The 15,720-nt window shown below is 62.4% G+C and carries 16 protein-coding genes; 8 read left to right on the top strand and 8 right to left on the bottom strand.

Going from position 1 to position 15,720, the window contains the following annotated elements:
- Positions 1-3: 3 nt before the first annotated feature.
- A complete protein-coding gene (locus tag MIC97_RS16255) occupies positions 4-612 on the top strand; it encodes an HAD family phosphatase (protein WP_239800874.1) in 609 nt (202 codons plus the stop codon).
- Between the two features lie 23 nt (positions 613-635).
- On the opposite strand, the gene MIC97_RS16250 is transcribed toward MIC97_RS16255, so the two are convergent.
- Positions 636-1,769 carry a site-specific DNA-methyltransferase gene (locus tag MIC97_RS16250; protein ID WP_239800873.1) on the bottom strand — a complete coding sequence of 378 codons (1,134 nt, stop codon included), beginning with the start codon at positions 1,767-1,769 and terminating at the stop codon, positions 636-638.
- 169 nt (positions 1,770-1,938) lie between these two features.
- On the opposite strand from MIC97_RS16250, the gene MIC97_RS16245 reads away from it, so the two are divergent.
- Positions 1,939-2,628, top strand: coding sequence for an HAD family hydrolase (locus MIC97_RS16245; protein WP_239800872.1), 690 nt, complete (start codon positions 1,939-1,941; stop codon positions 2,626-2,628).
- A gap of 45 nt (positions 2,629-2,673) precedes the next feature.
- On the opposite strand, the gene MIC97_RS16240 is transcribed toward MIC97_RS16245, so the two are convergent.
- Complete coding sequence (locus MIC97_RS16240) at positions 2,674-3,369, bottom strand: hypothetical protein (protein WP_239800871.1); 696 nt, start codon at positions 3,367-3,369, stop codon at positions 2,674-2,676.
- 115 nt (positions 3,370-3,484) lie between these two features.
- Between MIC97_RS16240 and thrC the strand changes: the two genes are divergently transcribed.
- The 4 genes from thrC to MIC97_RS16220 all read left to right on the top strand — a co-directional run bounded on the left by thrC (position 3,485) and on the right by MIC97_RS16220 (position 9,691).
- Positions 3,485-4,882 (top strand): threonine synthase, encoded by a 1,398-nt coding sequence (thrC, locus tag MIC97_RS16235; RefSeq protein ID WP_239800870.1) that lies wholly within the window; start codon positions 3,485-3,487, stop codon positions 4,880-4,882.
- Positions 4,883-4,896: 14 nt separating this feature from the next.
- Positions 4,897-6,189 carry a pitrilysin family protein gene (locus MIC97_RS16230; RefSeq protein ID WP_239800869.1) on the top strand — a complete coding sequence of 431 codons (1,293 nt, stop codon included), beginning with the start codon at positions 4,897-4,899 and terminating at the stop codon, positions 6,187-6,189.
- 14 nt (positions 6,190-6,203) lie between these two features.
- Positions 6,204-6,788: a GNAT family protein gene (locus MIC97_RS16225; RefSeq protein ID WP_239800868.1), complete on the top strand. Its 585-nt coding sequence runs from the start codon at positions 6,204-6,206 to the stop codon at positions 6,786-6,788.
- A gap of 65 nt (positions 6,789-6,853) precedes the next feature.
- The gene (locus MIC97_RS16220) at positions 6,854-9,691 is read left to right on the top strand and encodes an EAL domain-containing protein (RefSeq protein ID WP_239801173.1); all 2,838 of its coding nucleotides are present in this window, start codon (positions 6,854-6,856) and stop codon (positions 9,689-9,691) included.
- An 18-nt stretch (positions 9,692-9,709) separates the two neighbouring features.
- Here the strand turns inward: MIC97_RS16220 and MIC97_RS16215 are convergent, their stop codons facing one another.
- A complete protein-coding gene (locus tag MIC97_RS16215) occupies positions 9,710-10,321 on the bottom strand; it encodes a YqgE/AlgH family protein (RefSeq protein ID WP_239800867.1) in 612 nt (203 codons plus the stop codon).
- 159 nt (positions 10,322-10,480) lie between these two features.
- On the opposite strand from MIC97_RS16215, the gene MIC97_RS16210 reads away from it, so the two are divergent.
- Both MIC97_RS16210 and MIC97_RS16205 read left to right on the top strand, forming a co-directional pair.
- The gene (locus tag MIC97_RS16210; RefSeq protein ID WP_239800866.1) at positions 10,481-11,287 is read left to right on the top strand and encodes a protein-disulfide reductase DsbD domain-containing protein; all 807 of its coding nucleotides are present in this window, start codon (positions 10,481-10,483) and stop codon (positions 11,285-11,287) included.
- 71 nt (positions 11,288-11,358) lie between these two features.
- Entirely contained in the window at positions 11,359-11,844 is a 486-nt protein-coding gene (locus tag MIC97_RS16205) for a peroxiredoxin (RefSeq protein ID WP_239800865.1), read from the top strand.
- Between the two features lie 44 nt (positions 11,845-11,888).
- Here the strand turns inward: MIC97_RS16205 and rnhA are convergent, their stop codons facing one another.
- The 5 genes from rnhA to MIC97_RS16180 form a co-directional block, all read right to left on the bottom strand.
- Positions 11,889-12,413, bottom strand: a complete 525-nt coding sequence (rnhA, locus tag MIC97_RS16200) for a ribonuclease HI (protein WP_239800864.1) — start codon at positions 12,411-12,413, stop codon at positions 11,889-11,891.
- Complete coding sequence (locus tag MIC97_RS16195; protein WP_239800863.1) at positions 12,410-13,372, bottom strand: homoserine kinase; 963 nt, start codon at positions 13,370-13,372, stop codon at positions 12,410-12,412. The genes rnhA and MIC97_RS16195 overlap by 4 nt, the downstream gene beginning before the upstream one ends.
- 9 nt (positions 13,373-13,381) lie before the next feature.
- Positions 13,382-14,416 (bottom strand): 4-hydroxy-3-methylbut-2-enyl diphosphate reductase, encoded by a 1,035-nt coding sequence (ispH, locus tag MIC97_RS16190; RefSeq protein WP_239800862.1) that lies wholly within the window; start codon positions 14,414-14,416, stop codon positions 13,382-13,384.
- 77 nt (positions 14,417-14,493) lie between these two features.
- On the bottom strand, positions 14,494-15,210 hold the full coding sequence (locus MIC97_RS16185) for an SURF1 family protein (RefSeq protein ID WP_239801172.1): 717 nt from the start codon (positions 15,208-15,210) through the stop codon (positions 14,494-14,496).
- A 44-nt stretch (positions 15,211-15,254) separates the two neighbouring features.
- Complete coding sequence (locus MIC97_RS16180; RefSeq protein ID WP_239800861.1) at positions 15,255-15,662, bottom strand: DUF983 domain-containing protein; 408 nt, start codon at positions 15,660-15,662, stop codon at positions 15,255-15,257.
- Positions 15,663-15,720: the final 58 nt, after the last annotated feature.

Genomic DNA, 15,720 nt, shown 5'->3' with positions numbered 1-15,720 from the left:
CTCATGGAAATCCGGCACATTGTTTTCGATATCGGCAAGGTGCTGGTTCACTATGATCCGAACATTCCCTTCAGCCGCATCATTCCCGACCCTGCCGAGCGCCAGTGGTTTTTCGGCAATGTCTGCACCAGCGCGTGGAATATCGAGCAGGATCGCGGGCGCACATGGGAAGAGGCGGAAGCGCTGCTGATCGCCGAGCATCCGGCCCATGCGGACAATATCCGCGCCTTTCGCCGGCACTGGCACGAGATGGTGCCGCACGCCTATGACGACAGCGTCGCGCTGCTCGAAAGGCTGATCGACGCCGGCCACGACGTCACCATGCTGACCAACTGGGCGGCGGATACGTTTGCGGAAGCGCGCAGCCGCTTTGCGTTCCTCGAAAAACCGCGCGGCGTCACCCTTTCAGGCGAGATCGGACTGATCAAGCCGGACCGGGCCATCTACGACCATCATGTGGCGAGCTTCGGGACGGAACCGGCGGCCACGCTGTTCATCGATGACAGCGAAAAGAATGTCGAAGGTGCGCAACGCGCCGGATGGCAGGCGGTGCTGTTTACCGATGCCCGCGCGCTCGAACGCGATCTCGTCGCGCGCGGGATCAGTTTCTAGCCGGTCAGGCTCTTTCCAGTCGGTCAGGCTCCGGCCTTTTCCATGCCAAGGCGCGCAATGCGGCGCAGTTCGTCGATCGGCGTCAGCCCGCCGGCACGCTCATAGTGCCAGAAGGTCCAGCCGTTGCAGGCATCAAAACCCTGCACGCGCGCACCCATCTTGTGGATGGAGCCGGCATTCTCGCCGATCGAGAGCGTGCCATCGGCGCGCACCTTCGCCGACCAGCGGCGCTGCGAATCCCACAGCGTTGTGCCGGCCTTGATCAGGCCCGTATCGACGAGGCTGCCGAAGGCGACGCGCGGTTCGGCGCGCTTGCCGGTCAGAACGGTAAGCTCCATCGCGCCCAGCGGCTTCACGTCCGCGATGCGCTGCATCGCCGCGTCGATATATTCCTGCTCGCGCTCGATGCCGACGAAGTGGCGGCCGAGCCGCTTGGCAACGGCGCCGGTGGTGCCGGACCCGAAGAACGGGTCGAGCACGACATCGCCCGGCTTTGTCGACGCCAGCATGACACGCGCCAGCAAGGCTTCCGGCTTCTGCGTCGGATGCAGCTTGTCGCCTTTGTCGTCCTTCAGACGCTCATTGCCGGTGCAGATCGGGAACAGCCAGTCGGAGCGCATCTGCACATCCTCGTTGGCCGCCTTCATCGCTTCATAATTGAAGGTGTAGCCCTTGGCCTTGTCGTCGCGCGAGGCCCAGATCATCGTCTCATGCGCGTTCTGGAAACGGCGGCCACGGAAATTCGGCATCGGGTTGGTCTTGCGCCACACGATGTCATTGAGGATCCAGAACCCCAGATCCTGCATCTTGGCGCCGACGCGGAAAATGTTGTGGTAGGAGCCGATGACCCAGATGGTGCCGTTCGGCTTCAGCACACGGCGGGCGGCCAGAAGCCAGGCGCGGGTGAAGGCGTCGTAAGCCTCGAAGCTCTCGAACTGATCCCATGCATCGTCCACCGCATCGACCTTGGACTGGTCCGGCCGGTGCAGGTCGCCGTTGAGCTGGAGGTTGTAGGGGGGATCGGCGAAGATGACATCGACGGAAGCGTCGGGAAGCCGGTTCATCGCCGCCACGCAGTCGCCCTTGAGGATCGTGTCCAGCCATTCCGTTCTGGAAGAAACGCCGGAAAACTCGTTGAGACGACGTACTGCAGACATGTTGTACACCCAGGATGCGCGTTACTGTTTACCTGCTGTTATGGTTACCGATCAGCGTAAATAATCCGTGAAGGACCGGCGCAATTTGCGTGGCTTCACACCTTGATGTATGCCCGCGCCACCAGATGCTGGTGCCTTCTCCCCCTTTGAAACAGAAATGCGGAACGCCATGGAAAAGCCCGACCTCATCATCTTCGACTGCGACGGGGTTCTGGTCGATTCGGAAATCATCGCCGCACGCGTGGAAGCCGAGCTGCTCACCGAAGCGGGTTTCGGGATTTCGGCCGAGGAACTGGCGCAGACCTATGCCGGCCTCACCTTCAAGGACATATTGCTGCGCATCGAGGAAATCTCGGGCCTGCCCTTTCAGGCCACGCTGATCGATCAGGCCGAAGCTGCCGTCGATCGCAGGTTGCGTCAGGAAGTGCGCGCCATCGAAGGCGTGCGCGAGGCCGTCGCGCAGGTTTCCGTGCCCTGCTGCATATGCTCCAATTCGTCCAGCGAACGCATTCGCGCCATGCTGGAGAAGACGGGTATCCTGCCTTTGTTCAGGGGTCCGATATTCTCCGCGCCTGAATTGCCCACGGGCAGGACCAAGCCGGCGCCCGATGTGTTCCTGCATGCTGCGAAGGAATTCAATGCCGATCCGGCACGCACCTTCGTCATCGAAGATTCCGTGCACGGCATTGCCGGTGCGCGCGCAGCCGGCATGCGTGTTATCGGCTTCACCGGCGGTGCGCATTCCTATCCTGGCCATGCCGATGTGCTGACGGAAGCAGGTGCTGAAACCTCGATCCGCCGCTGGAGCGATTTCAGGAGCGTGCTCGACGCCCTGCTCACATGGTCGGAAGACGACTGAGCATCAAACATACTAAAAGGCCGCTCGAAAGCGGCCTTTTTTAAATCAGCGCGGAATATCCGATGCCGAGGTGGTGGCCGGCTGCTGCTGCGCCGCAGGAGCGGCGGGCGCAGGCTGCTGCGCGGTGCGGGCCGGTGCCTTCTTGCGCGCGACGGGGCGCGGCTTGTCAGCGGCCTTGGGCTTCGGCGGGCCTTCGTCATAGCCGACGAACACCTGATAATCGCGCGCGCTCGGCTCAGGAACCGTCACGTTCGGATCGTTGAACACAAACTGGGTGGCGGAGGTGGTATCGCTCACCTGCACCTTGTGCTGGTGAAGCTGCGAATACAGCACGTTGCTGCCGCGCGTCACCACCACGCGGATCGGCATGGTGATGGTTCCGGCTGTGCCCTGCGGGCCGGGAACGATGCGGCCGGCAGCCGCGACATTCATGGTCAGTTGGCCGTTCGCCCTTTTGCAGTCGCGCGTAACCTCGCCGATGGACGCCTGATAGACGATCTTTGAAGCATCGTCCTGACCGCCTCTGGCATAGGTGTTGAAATAGGCCGTACCCTCACGCAAGGTCAGCGTCGGGCAGTAGGCATTCAGCTCGCTGGCCAATACCTTCTCGCCACTGGCGGCCTGCTTGTCCTGCACATTCAGCACATCACCGCTGTTCGACTGGCACCCCGCCAAAGCCAGCAACATGCCGGACAGAGCAAGGCCCGTAAAAAAGCGAAAATTCGATGTAGCAGCGACCATGAAGTGCATTTCCCTCTCGCGACGGTGGTGTCCTATAGCAATCCGGCGGCGAAAATGCGACTGACGAAAGCGACAAATCCACACGCCTGCCGACTGGAAAGACGGAATACCTTTCATGAACTACATCAGCACCCGTGGTGAAGCACCTCGTCTCGGTTTCTCGGATGCCGTCCTTGCAGGGCTGGCGCGCGACGGCGGCCTTTATCTTCCGCAGGAGTGGCCGCAATTTTCCGCCGCGGACATCCGCGCCATGCGTGGTCTTTCCTACCAGCAGATCGCGCTGCGTGTTCTGACGCCTTTCGTCGGCGGTGAGATCGCGACCCCGGTGCTGGAAAGGCTGATCGACGAGGCCTACGCTACATTCCGCCATGAAGCAGTGTGCCCGCTCGTGCAGCTCGCCCCCAACAGCTTTGTGCTGGAGCTGTTCCACGGCCCCACGCTGGCCTTCAAGGACGTGGCCATGCAACTGCTGGCCCGGCTGATGGACCATGTGCTGACCGAGCGTGACCAGCGCGCCACGATCGTGGGCGCCACCTCCGGCGATACAGGCGGCGCCGCGATCGAAGCCTTCGCCGGGCGCAGCCGCACCGACATTTTCATTCTCTTCCCCAATGGCAAGGTCTCGCCGGTGCAGCAGCGCCAGATGACGACCTCGACTGCGGACAATGTCCATGCGCTCGCCATCGAGGGGAATTTCGACGACTGTCAGGGGCTGGTGAAGGAGCTGTTCAACGATCACGCCTTCCGCGATCTCGTGGCGCTATCCGGCGTGAACTCGATCAACTGGGCGCGCATCATGGCCCAGATCGTCTACTACTTCACCTCGGCTGTTTCGCTCGGCGCGCCGGACCGCACCATTTCCTTTACGGTGCCGACCGGAAATTTCGGCGACATCTTCGCCGGCTATGCCGCAAAGCGCATGGGCCTGCCGGTGGAGATGCTCACCATCGCCACCAATGACAACGACATTCTGGCCCGCACACTGGAAACCGGCGAATACCGGATGCAGGGCGTGGTCGCCACGACCTCGCCTTCCATGGACATCCAGATCTCCTCGAACTTCGAGCGCCTGCTGTTCGAAGCCTCGGACCGCAACGCGGAAACGGTGCGGCGCTACATGAACGGGCTGAGGCAATCCGGTGCGTTCACCATCGAAAAGCAGGAGATCGAGACGATCCGTGGCGGCTTCGGCGCTGGCCGGGCGACGATGAAGGACACGGCCGAAACCATCCGCTCGACCCTTGAATCCAGCGGCTATCTGCTGGACCCGCACACGGCGACGGCTGTGCATGTCGCTGCTGGCCAGCCCCGGTCGTCTGCCCCCAATGTCATCCTCGGCACGGCTCATCCGGCCAAGTTCCCGGCTGCCGTCGAGGATGCCTGCGGCATATCCCCTGCGCTGCCTGCATGGCTTTCCCACCTGATGGACGCAAAGGAAAACTATACAGTGCTTCCATCGGACAAAAAAATGTTGGAAGATCATATTTCCCGCCATACGCGGGCACGTCAGTAGGGAGTGAGATCTACATGGGTGTTGAGGTAAGCCGTCTGTCGAACGGCCTGACAGTCGCCACCGAAACCCTTCCAAGCATGGAATCCGTTGCTCTGGGGGTCTGGGTAAAGTCCGGAGCCCGCAACGAACGTGACGATGAGCACGGCATGGCTCACCTGCTTGAGCACATGGCGTTCAAGGGCACCGCCAGGCGTTCGGCGTTCGAGATTGCCTCCGAGATCGAGAATGTGGGTGGCGAGATCAATGCCGCCACCAGCGTCGAGACCACATCCTTCTACGCCCGCGTCCTGTCCGGTGACGTTCCGCTGGCGGTCGATCTTCTGGCCGACATTCTCCAGAACTCCACCTTCGATCCCGAAGAGCTGGAGCGCGAACAGAACGTCATCCTGCAGGAAATCGGCGCGGCCCACGATACGCCCGACGATGTCGTCTTCGATCATTTCACCGAAACCGCATTCCGCCACCAGACGCTTGGCCGCTCCATTCTCGGCACGCCGGAAACGGTCCTGTCGTTCAACTCCGCGCAACTCCACCGCTTCATGCAGCGCGAATATGGCGCCGACCGCATGGTCGTCGTCGCCGCCGGCGATGTGAAGCACGACGAGTTCGTGCGCGAGGTCGAAAAGCGGCTCGGTGGTTTCCGCCCGCATGCGCAGGGCGCGGTTTCGCAATATGCGCAATATGTCGGAGGCGATTTCCGCGAAGACCGCGACCTGATGGACGCGCAGGTGATCCTCGGCTTCGAGGGTCGCGCCTATCATGTGCGCGATTTCTACGCCTCGCAGGTTCTTTCCATGATCCTCGGCGGCGGCATGTCCTCGCGCCTCTTTCAGGAAGTGCGCGAAAAGCGCGGCCTGTGCTATTCGGTCTATGCTTTCCACTGGGGCTTTTCCGACACCGGCATTTTCGGCATCCATGCCGCCACGGGTCAGAACAATCTGTCCGAGCTCGTTCCGGTCATCGCCACCGAGCTTCAGAAAGCCGGCGACCGCATTCTCCAGGAAGAACTGGACCGGGCACGCGCGCAATATCGCGCTGGGCTCATCATGTCGGCGGAAAGCCCTTCCAGCCGCGCATCGCAGATTGCCCGGCAGTTGCTTCTGTTCGGCCGGCCGATCCCCAAGGAAGAGCTGATGGAACGTCTTTCGGCTCTTACCGTGGGGCGGCTGACCGATCTGTCCGGGCGCCTGTTCTCCACAAAACCGACGCTGGCAGCTGTCGGCCCGGTCGGTTCGCTGACGTCGTATGAATCAATCGCCAGCGCGCTTCCATCGTCCGCGTCGGTGCCACATCGGCTGGCCGTGTAGAATTTTCCGCAGCCGTGTTCTCCCTTCCGTTCATCCGCCGCGAAACGCCGGAACTGGAAGGCGACAAGGTACGGCTGCGCATGCCACAGGCAGGCGACTATCGCGAATGGGCAGAGCTTCGCGCCATCAGCCGCGGCTTCCTCGAACCATGGGAACCGCGATGGATGCCGGACGAATTCGAGCGCTCCGCCTGGCGGCTGCGCATCAATCATTACCGGCGTGATTATGCGCAGGGTGCGGCCATGGCCTTCTTCATGTACGAGCGCGGCCACGGCCGGCTTGTCGGCGGCATAACGCTTGGCAACATACGTCACGGCGTCTCCAAAAGCGCGCAGATCGGCTACTGGATCGGCCAGCCCTATGCCGGCCAGGGGCTGATGACCGACGCGGTGAAGACGCTTTCACGCTTCGCATTTGGCGAGCTGACATTGCACCGGATCGAAGCAGCCTGTATTCCCGAAAACAGCCGCTCGATCCGCGTGCTTGAAAAAGCCGGATTCCGGCGCGAAGGACTGCTGAGGTCTTACCTGAGGATCAATGGCGTCTGGCAGGACCATTATTTGTATGCCCGGATCGCCGACGATCCGCCCGTTGCGTGAACGAAGGACTGATTTTGACGACATCCCTGAAAGCGAGGTCGCTGCTGGCCGCCCTTCTCGCCGCCATGGCCCTCTTTTTCCAGATGGCTGCGGCACAAGCGGTCGAGCCGATCAAGATCGCCCGCGACGACGTAGCCCTCGACCTGTCGGGAGCCGTCGAGATCTACCGCAATCAGGGTGAGAATTTTCAGGTTTCCACAGCCCCCGGCCCTGATGGCATCGTGCGCCGCATCGAGGTCGAGGCCAACGACAACCGCTCCACCGGCGACTGGGCCGTCTTCGCGCTCGCCAACACGACCGAAGAGCAGATCGACAGGCTGATCGTCGCGCCGCATTTCAGGCTGGTGAATTCCGGATTGCTGTGGCCCGATCTCGGCTCCACCCGCATTGCCGCCATCACCCCGAGTGAAGGCTTTGCGCTCGACCGGCAGGCAAGCCCTGACGCCGATGTCTTCCGCGTCACGCTCAATCCCGGAGCGGTCGTCACCTTCGTGGCTGACCTCGCTTCGCCAAAACTGCCGCAGGTCTATCTGTGGGAGCCGGAAGCCTACAAGGATTCCATCAATTCCTATACGCTCTATCGGGGCATCGTCATCGGCATCGCCGGGCTTCTGGCCCTGTTTCTGACGATCCTGTTCGTGGTCAAGGGCACTTCCATGTTCCCGGCCACGGCAGCGCTTTCCTGGGCGGTTCTGGCTTATATCTGCGTCGATTTCGGCTTCCTCTCCAAGATCATAGAGATGTCACCCGGCAACGAGCAGATATGGCGGGCGGGGACGGAAATCGGCCTTGCCGCAACCTTCGTGGTGTTCCTGTTCACCTACCTCAACCTGAACCGCTGGCATGGCCATTTCAGCTATGGCGCGCTGGTGTGGATGCTGTGCCTGACGGTAATCGCGGGCATCGCCATCATCGATCCGCCGATCGCTGCCGGCATCGCGCGCTTCTCCTTCGCCGCCACGGCGATTGTCGGCCTTGGCCTGATCGTGTTCCTCGGCATACGCGGCTATGACCGGGCCATCATGCTGGTGCCGAGCTGGGTGATGGTGCTTCTGTGGCTGACGGGATCGTGGATGGCGGTTACAGGCCTGCTCGACAACGACATCGTCCAGCCGGCGCTGGGCGGCGGACTGATCCTCATCATCCTGCTGATCGGCTTCACCATCATGCAGCACGCTTTCGCTGGCGGCGCGCTCCATCAGGGCCTGTTCTCCGACATCGAAAGGCAGGCGCTGGCCGTCATGGGCGCCGGCGACACCGTCTGGGACTGGGACGTTCTGCGCGACCGCGTCGTCACCCGCCCCGACATCAGCGTACAGCTTGGCCTTGCCCCCAACAGCCTTGGCGGACCGGCTCGTAACTGGCTGCCGGTGCTGCACGCCGACGACCGCGACACCTTCCGAACCACGCTCGACATCGTTCTGGAGCACAGGCGCGGGCGCGTCGCCCAGCAGTTCCGCATGCGCGGCGCCGACGGCCATTACCACTGGTTCGCGCTGCGCGCGCGCCCGGTGATCGGATCCGACGGCGAAGTCATCCGCTGCGTCGGCACCATGATCGACGTCACCGAGCAGAAGAAAGCGGAAGAACGCCTGCTGCACGACGCCGTGCATGACAATCTCACCGGCCTGCCCAGCCGCGAGTTGTTCATGAACCGGCTGGAGGCGGTCATCTCCATCGCCCGCACCGAGGAAAAGGTGCGCCCCACCGTCTTCGTCATCGACATCGACCGCTTCAAGCAGGTCAATGACGGGCTCGGCATATCGGCAGGCGACACCATCCTGCTCACCATCGGGCGGCGTCTGCACCGCCTGCTCAAGCCGCAGGATTCGCTTGCCCGCTTCGCCGGCGACCAGTTTGCCATGATGCTGCTTTCCGAGCAGGAGCCGGCGCGGATCGCGGCTATCGCCGATGCCATCAAGCACGCCATCAGCGCGCCCATCACCTTCGCCAAGCGCGAGATCGTGCTGACCGCCTCCATCGGCCTGATCACATGGACCTCCGACCAGTCGTCGGCCGGCGACATGGTCAAGGACGCGGAGCTCGCGCTGCATCAGGCCAAGCGCTTCGGCGGCGACAGGATCGAGCCGTTCCGCCCCTCCTTCCGCACCGTTGGCACCGACAAGCTGCAGTTCGAGTCCGACCTGCGCCGCGCCATCGAGCGCAAGGAACTGACGCTTGCCTACCAGCCGATCGTGCGGCTGGAGGACAACAGCATCGCCGGGTTCGAGGCGCTCATGCGCTGGGAGCATCCGCGCCGCGGCATGATCCCGCCCGCCGACTTCATTCCGATTGCGGAAAACTGCGGCCTGATCGTGCCGCTCGGCCTGTTCGCCATGCAGAAGGCGGCCGAGGACCTCGTTTCCTGGCAGAAGCAGATCGGCGATGTGCCGCTCTCCGTGTCCGTCAATCTCTCCAGCCGTCAGCTCATCCGCCGCGATCTGGTCAGTGATGTGCGCTCCATCATCGCGCGCGCCAATCTGAAGGCACGCTGCTTCCGGCTGGAGCTCACCGAATCGCTGGTCATGGACAATCCCGAGCAGACGGCCCATGTTCTCAACAGGCTGAAGCAGCTCGGCATCGGCCTTTCGCTCGACGATTTCGGCACCGGCTATTCGTCGCTCGCCTATCTGACCCGCTTCCCCTTCGACACGATCAAGATCGACAAGAGCTTCGTCGACGACACCACGCCCAAACGCACCATGCTTTTGAAATCCATGGTCAACATGGCGCACGAACTGGGACTGTCGGTGGTTGCCGAAGGCGTGTCGGATCAGAGCGACGCGCTGGAGCTGCGCCAGATCGGCTGCGAATATGTGCAGAGCTTCATGTTCGGTCCGCCAGTCGCGGCCGATCAGGTCATTCGCCTGCTCAAGGAGCAATATCCGCTGACGCAGGCCTGAGCCGAAAGGCGAAGCCGGTCAGGCGTGGCCGGCATTGGTGCTCAGATGCGCGATGTCGATGCCGATCGCCGCAAGAATACGATCATACTGGCTTTCAATGTCGGCATCAAAAAGCAGTTCCGGGGTTGCCGGGCAGGTCAGCCAGCCGTTCTGGGCGATCTCGGTTTCGAGTTGCCCCGAACTCCACCCGGAATAGCCGAGCGCCATCAGCGCCCGCTGCGGGCCTCGTCCCTTGGAGATGGCGCGCAGTATGTCGACAGTCGCCGTCAGGCAGATGTTGTCTGCAATGCTCAGCGAAGATTCCACCCGGTAGTCGCCGGAATGCAGCACGAAGCCACGGCTGCGGTCGACAGGGCCACCGTTGCGGATGACCAGATCGCGCGCCGGCGGCGGCAGGCGGATTGCCTCCTGCTCTTCCATGATGCCAAGCTGCACCAGAAGGTCGGGAAAGAGTATCTGCTGGGTCTGGTTGATGATCAGACCCATGGCGCCCTCTTCGCTGTGGGCGCAGACATAGATGACGGAGCGCGCGAACCTGTCGTCCTTCATGCCGGGCATGGCGATGAGGAACTGATCCTCGAGGAAACCGCCGCGCCCCGAATTCGCGTTCTTGCCGGACAGAATATCCATGACCTGAAAGTTAGCGTGTTTCGGCGACAGTTGAAAGATGGACTTGTATGGTCCAACCGATCGGAAAGTCAGCGCACCGAAAAGGCTCACGCAAAAATGATGCCCGCGGCATGGCGAAAAAGCTTGCAGGCATACCGGCTGGATATCAAATCAACGACCATGCGCATCACGTCCGTCATTGCTGCCGCGTCTCTTGCCGCTTTCGCCGCTCCCCTGTCCGCATATGCGGCCTCTTCCGGCTGGCACGACAGCGAAGGCGGGCGCATCCGGCTTGTCACTGCCGGCCAGCCGGACGCATCCGGGCAATTGAACGGCGTGTTGCAGATCGATCTGAAACCCGGCTGGAAGACCTACTGGCGCGATCCCGGGGACAGCGGCGTGCCCCCGCAGATCGCCGTCGATGAGGAGCGGATCCGGGAAGCGAAACTGGCCTTCCCCGCCCCGGTTCGTCACGATGACGGCTATTCGGAATGGGCCGGCTACGACCGCTCCGTGCTGCTTCCCGTCAGCTTTACCCTCGCCGACAAGACATTGCCGGCGAGCGGCATTGCGGCAACGGTTCTCGTTGGAATCTGCGAGAAGATCTGCATTCCGGTCCATGCCGATCTGGTTGTCGAGGCCGAAAATCCGGCCCATGCGGTGATCGAGGAGGCATTGGTGCGCAATGCACAGGCGGCCCTGCCCGGCCCTGCCACGCCCGCTTTCGGCGCCAGCCTTGCCGGCTCGCACCGCACAGCAATGACGGTGACGGCATCGCTGCCTCAAGCCGCGCAATCGGCCGAGCTTTTCGTGGCCGGCGAAGACGGCTATGCCTTCGGCACGCCTGTCGCGAAACCCGGTGACGGCAAGTTTACGTTCGAAGTGCCCGTGCTTTCCCGCCCCGCAGAAAAGCCGTCCGGAGAAGGTGTGCACTACACGCTGACTTCCTCGACGGGAGCCGTTTCGGGCTTCCTGCCCTACCCTTAGGTGCAGCGTCATTGCGGCGGCCGGCATAGTCCGCTATCGATTTCACTCCCTGTTCATGATGAGGAATTGCAATGACGATCTCCGTTGGCGACAAGCTGCCTGAAGCCACCCTCAAGACGATGACCGCCGACGGCGTGAAGGAACTGACCACCGCCGATATTTTCGCGGGCAAGAAGGTCGTGCTGTTCGGCGTTCCGGGCGCCTTCACGCCCACCTGCAACAACAATCATCTGCCCGGCTATCTGGAAAACAACGACGCCATCCGCGCCCGTGGCGTGGACACCGTCGCCGTGGTCGCCGTCAACGATCCCTTCGTCATGGGCGCATGGGAAAAGTTCACCGGCGGCGAAGGCAAGATCACCTATCTGGCAGACGGCAGCGGCCATTTCGCCAAGGCGCTCGGTCTCGACATCGACCTCAGCGGTGCAGGCCTCGGCCTGCGCTCGAAGCGCTTTTCCATGATCGTCGACGACGGCAAGGTGACGGCGCTCAACATCGAGCCGGTTCCGAGCCAGGCCGACGAAACGGCGGCTGCGAAAATTCTCGAACAGCTTTGATTTTTTTGCGCTGAAAGCCTGCCCGGGGTTTCCCGAAACGGCTTTCAGTAACTTTGCGAAGACCGGCGCGCTTTGACGGGCGCCGGTTTTTTCGTGTCCGAAGCGGAAGGACCAGCAGCAGGTCGTCCAGTTCCCTTCTTGAACGGCGCCATGCCCTCGCGGGCCAGTTCATCGGCGCGCTCGTTCTCGGGATGGCCGGCATGGCCCTTGACCCAGTGCCACGTCACCTTGTGACGCCGCCGCGCCTCGTCCAGCGCCTGCCACAGCTCCACATTCTTGACCGGCTTGTTGTCGGCGGTCTTCCAGCCGCGGCGTTTCCAGTTTTCCATCCAGCTCGAAATGCCGTCCTTCACATAGCTGGAATCGGTATGGAGATCGACTTCGCACGGCTCCTTCAGCGCGTTCAGCGCCGAGATGGCGGCCATCAGTTCCATGCGATTGTTGGTGGTCTGGGCCTCGCCGCCGCACAGTTCGCGCGTGACGTCGTTGAAGCGCAGGATAGCGCCCCAGCCCCCCGGACCCGGATTGCCGGAGCAGGCGCCGTCGGTGAAGATTTCGATGCACTTCATGACAGTCCGTATTCCTGCGGCGAGACGATGGCGCGGTGAAAGCGCATCTTGCGGATATATTCGGCCGGGTCGCGCTTGACGACGAGATCGCCTTCCGGCCCATGCAGCCAGTCGTAGAGCCGTGTCAGCATGAAGCGCAGCGCCGATCCACGCGCCAGCATCGGCAGGGCCTGTTTCTCGGCAGCGCTCAGGGGCCGCACGCTCTCATATCCGGCAAGCAAGGCTGTGCCCTTGGTGAGGTTGTAGGAGCAATCCTTCTCGAAGCACCATGCATTGAGGCAGGTTGCGAGATCGTAGGCCAGCAGATCGTTGCAGGCAAAATAGAAGTCGATCAGCCCCGAAAGCTCGTTGCCGAGGAAGAACACATTGTCGGGAAACAGGTCGGCATGAATGATGCCCGTAGGCAGATCGGCCGGCCATTCGCGACCGAACGTCTCGAAATCGGCATCGACCTCGGCGGCAAGACCGGGCTCGACTTCATCAGCGCGTTCGCGCGAGGCCGCCCAAAGTTCACGCCATCCGTCGGGACCCAGCGCATTCGCGCGTGACAGGTTGAAATCGGCGCCGGCCAGATGCATCGACGCCAGCGCCTTTCCGACCTCGCGGCAATGCGCGGCAGTGGGGCGGCGCGGCCACATGCCTTCCAGGAAAGTGATGATGGCGGCCGAGCGGCCGGCAAGCGTGCCGATCATCTCGCCATCGGCACGACGAACGGGAAGCGGACAGGAAAGGCCCTTTGCCGCCAGATGATCCATCAGCCCGAGAAAGAACGGCAGATCGTGCGTCGCCACCCGCTTTTCATAGAGAGTCAGGATGAAGGAGCCGCCAGTGGTGTGAAGCAGGAAGTTCGAATTCTCCGTGCCTTCGGCAATGCCCTTGTAGGAGAGCAGTTCTCCGACCGGATAATCGCGCAGGAACGCGCCCAGTTCACCTTCGGTGACATCGGTGTAGACGGCCATGCGTGCCTGCTATCGTTCGCCGTTGACGAAGGCCATGTCGGCCTTGGTGAGTTCCACATCGCGCAAAACGCGCATGACCGGAAAATCCTCGGTCTCCGTGGCAGTGATGGCAAGATCCACCGTCACCTCGAAGCGGGCCCTGAAGGCATCGATGATCTCATCGACGATGATCTCGGGTGCCGACGCGCCCGCAGACAGGCCAAGCGTTTTGATATCGCCGACGTCATTCCACGGAATCTCGCTGGCGCGCTGGACCAGAAGCGACATGCGCGCGCCGGCCCGTTCCGCAACCTCGACCAGACGGCGCGAGTTCGACGAATTCGGCGCGCCAACCACCAGATAGAGATCGACGCCCGGAGCCGTTTCCTTCACCGCCTCCTGGCGATTGGTGGTGGCATAGCAGATGGATTCCGCAGCCGGCGCCTGCATGGCCGGAAACCGTTCCTGCAAGGCTTCGAGAATATGGGCGGTGTCCTCGACGGACAGGGTCGTCTGCGTCACGAAGCCGAGGGCTTCCGGATCCTGCGGCACGAAGCGGCGCACATCCTCATCCGTCTCGATCAGGGTGACCGCACCCTCCGGCAACTGCCCCATCGTGCCGATGACCTCGGGGTGCCCCGCATGGCCGATCAGCAGCACATGACGGCCATGGCGATAATGCCGGATCGCCTGCTTGTGGACCTTGGAGACCAGCGGGCAGGTCGCGTCCAGATAGAACAGATTGCGCTCGGTGGCGTCGGCCGGAACGGACTTCGGAACGCCATGGGCGGAGAACACAACCGGGCTCTTATTGTGCTCCCGCGGAATCTCGTCCAGTTCCTCGATGAAGACGGCGCCGAGGTTCTGAAGGCCCTCGACCACATAGCGGTTGTGGACGATCTCGTGGCGCACATAAACCGGCGCGCCATATTTCTTGATCGCCAGAACGACGATCTGGATCGCGCGATCCACGCCCGCGCAGAAGCCGCGCGGCTGGCACAGCCGCAGCGTCAGCGGCGGCTTGGTCGTCTCAGGTGCGGCATCAGCCGGTATGGTTTGCAGCATCTTGTCCTTCGCGTGTCAGCCCGACATGGGATGAGCACCCCTGTCCTGTCAAGGGTCAGCGGGCCGCACCCCGACGCTCAGCGCTTCGTCCTGCGCCTGCGTCCCGCAAAAGAGAACAGCATTACGCCGGCCAGCGCCGCGGCAAGCCCGTACCAGGTCACGGCATATTGAAGGTGATTGTTGGGCAGGGAAATGATGGTCACGCCCCCGGCCGGCCAGTCGCCCGGGTTCGGTGACGAATCGGCATCGAGAAAGAACGGCAGCAGGGCATAGCCGTCAGGCAGGCCCGCCGATGCGGCCATGACGTCACGGTCCTTCCAGTAGAAGATGTTCTTTGCCAGATCATTGTCCGGCACCATGCTAGACGGCTTTTCGGAAAGCGGGTTGCGGGCAAGCCCCCTGACCGTGACCACGCCGTCGACCTGCCCGGCCGACCGGGAAGATGCTTCCTTCAGCCAGTAGGGGACGAACCCCCTGTTGACGAGCAGGAAACGGCCGTCCCCGAGCTTCAGCGGCGTGTAGACATAAAAACCCGACTGGCCTTTCCATGTCGCCAGAAAATGCCGCTCGCCTTCATGCACGAAGCTGCCGGTGGCGGTTATCGGCACATAGTCCACGTCCGAGGTTTCGGCGAAAAGACGCTCCGCTTCCGCGAGGGCCAGAGGCTCGGCATGCATGCGCCGGTCGATGGTGGCGAGCAGATCCTCCTTCCAGTAGAGGCGCTGCATCTGCCATGTTCCAAGCGACAGAAGAATGGCAATGGCAATGGCTCCCAGCACGGCGGCGAGCCACATGCGCCTGGCGGACAATGGCTTTGTCCCCGTCTCCATGTCTGAAGTCATTCGCCGTTGTCCAGCCGACCCTGCGAAGCCTTGTTACGGTATTGCAGCGTCAGCAGAATGCCCTTGATGACGCGCAGGGAGCCGAGACTGAGGATCAGCGCAAGCGGTATCCACAAGACCAGATGCACCCACAGTGCAGGTCCGTAATTGACCTCCATCCACAGCGCCAGCCCAAGCACCACGAAGCCGATGATGAGGATGACGAAGACGGCCGGACCGTCTCCCGCATCCGCATAGGAATAGTCGAGACCGCAATTCGTGCATTCCGTGCCCACGGCCAGAAAACCGGAAAACAGCTTACCTTCGCCGCAGCGCGGACAGCGGCCGGCGATGCCGGCGCGCACCGGATCGACCGGGGCCCACAGTGCCTGATCTTCAGCGGTGGAATTCTCATTCTGTGTCATCGGCCTACCTTACAGCATGTGGCCCGAAAGTGGGAACCGTTTCGGGACCACGACATGC

The organism is Aquamicrobium sp. NLF2-7 (assembly GCF_022359935.1).
Classification (GTDB): Bacteria; Pseudomonadota; Alphaproteobacteria; order Rhizobiales; family Rhizobiaceae; genus Mesorhizobium; species Mesorhizobium lusatiense.
The sequence above is the reverse complement of the archived record's forward strand: the minus strand, read 5'-3'. Positions and strand labels throughout refer to the sequence as shown.